General features: G+C 44.2%; 1 protein-coding gene. It reads left to right on the forward strand.

Translation table 11 applies throughout. The annotated features are described in order from the left end of the window. Positions 1 to 1151: 1151 nt before the first annotated feature. On the forward strand, positions 1152 to 2119 hold a 968-nt coding region (locus ENN47_08390), incomplete at its 3' end, for an ABC transporter ATP-binding protein (GenBank protein HDP78186.1).

Below are 2119 nucleotides of genomic sequence, written 5' to 3' on the forward strand. Positions count from 1 at the left end.
CAACTTGCAACTGTTCTCGCAAGCGAAGCGGAACTGGCATCCGAAGGTGACCGCCTTTTCTCTCGTTTTCTCATGAGCATAGCGAAGCTCTCGACAAAGCTCTTTCTCGGTTATTCTCTTCAAAGAATCGAGGTCAGCATGACGAATAGCGACGCTTTCAGAATTGCTTAATACTGTCATCCCGTGATGCCTTTGCACGGGATCTCGCCCCAAAATCCCTCTCTTGTTTTGAACGTCCTGGTGTGAAAGAGCCTCTTTCCCAAGATTCACTCTTCACGTTATTTGGTCAGTAATCCATATGTATGTTCCTTCCAGCAACCAAGAACGGGCATCGAACAACCTTTCTTGTGGAACTATTTCAGATCGTCGCCTTCTTTCGCAAACAAACCACTAACACCCTCCGACGCTACGTGGCCCTCGTTCCCAATGGAGGACTCAAGATCAGGCTTATCAGGATTTAAATACGGATTTACGCAAGAACCAGCGTAGTAGCGGCATTTAACTCACAGTCTTATGGGTGCAATGAGCTTGCTAAACGAAGATGAATTGGAAGAAAATGAGAGATGAACCTGAGCGAATGAGACTGGGTCACTTTCTTTGGATAGAAGCGAAATCTTCAAGACAACTGAATTGAAAGGAAGACAGCGTTATGTCCATTCAATGCTCAATGTTGAAGCACTTCGAACTTACTTTGAATTCACTCAAACAACTGGAAACAGGCTCATAATATTCGCAAACTCTATAACCCTTTCAGTGTAATGAGCCCTTCAGATTGGTTTGTCCAAACGATATCGAACTTGGTCAGAAGTGGTTAACTTGATATAATATTAACCAAATACAACAATTTATATGTCTGTGAGATGCTAAGTGTCGTCAAACGATTCTCCCGAAATAGTCTTGGGTAGCGCATGGCGAGGTGCAATTCCAATCTGTGAAATAAGATGGTAAGTTGTTAAGGGTGTCATCTGACTGTCCATTGTGGCAATTGCCCAGTTTAGTTAGGTCAAACCAAGGAGGTAGGAGCATGAGTGTAGAAAAAGGCTTTCCATTTCGTTCTCCGAGAACTGACTTGATCGAGACCTGCAAAGGCGGAAGAGAGGGAGATATTCTCGAATGGCCTGTGAAAAGACAGCCCGGTGGGGGGGAGAAATATGGAGAATGAAAAAAAGACAGTTCGCAGGTTTGTTTTCAAGCTGCTCAAGGTTTACTGGAAACGGGAACTGCTGGCTGCAGTTCTGGTCGGCGTGATGATTGCACTTGCAGTTGTCTTTCCGCTCTTGATAAGGCTGCTAATAGATGTAGTTATCCCTTCTGGCGACATGGACCTTCTCGTAAAGTACGTTTTGCTTGTCGTCGGTCTCTGGTTTGGAAGCTTGATCTTCACATATTTTGGAGAGGTGGTTTTTGAAACCACGGCCCTCATGGCAAAATCGGACTTGCGGAAGCAATTGTTAGAGAAGATGTTTGTTCTTCCTTTCGACTATTTCCACAAGAATAAAACCGGCGAGCTCGTATCGAGATTAATCTCTGATCTGGAACTTGTAGGAACCGTTATAGCGCAGATATTTCCGATACTGTTATTGGGAGTCGTTCAAATATCGGCGATTCTAGCAATCATGTTTGCTTTCAATTGGAAACTGACTCTTCTGCCCGTCGGTTTCATAGTGTTTTCCTTTCTGGTGCTAATGTTCTTCAATATTATGGTGGAGAAAAGGAGCAAAGTAGAGAGGGAGAAATTCGGCGAACTGGCAGGAGTCACAAGTAACATAATCGATAATATGAAACTGATCAGAATCGCCATGCCATTTTCCTGGGTCACAAATTTCTTCGATCGTTTTCAAGGAGACCATGTTTATGCGGGCAAGAGGTTCATAAAGGCGATAAAAATCGCCGGTGTACTCAAGACGTCGATAAACGGACTAATCTCCTTTTCACTGCTTGCCTACGGTGGTTACCTGGTAATGAAAGGCGAGATTACCGTAGGAATTCTGATCACTTTCTGGGCTTACGTTCAATCACTATTCAATCCTATTCAGCTGCTCATGCAGGTGAACATTCTCCTAAGACAAAGCTGGGGAGGGCTTTTGAGAACAATCGAGGTGCTGGAAGCTCCTGAAGA

The sequence above is a fragment of the Mesotoga infera genome (assembly GCA_011045915.1).
GTDB classification, from domain to species: domain Bacteria; phylum Thermotogota; class Thermotogae; order Petrotogales; family Kosmotogaceae; genus Mesotoga; species Mesotoga infera_D.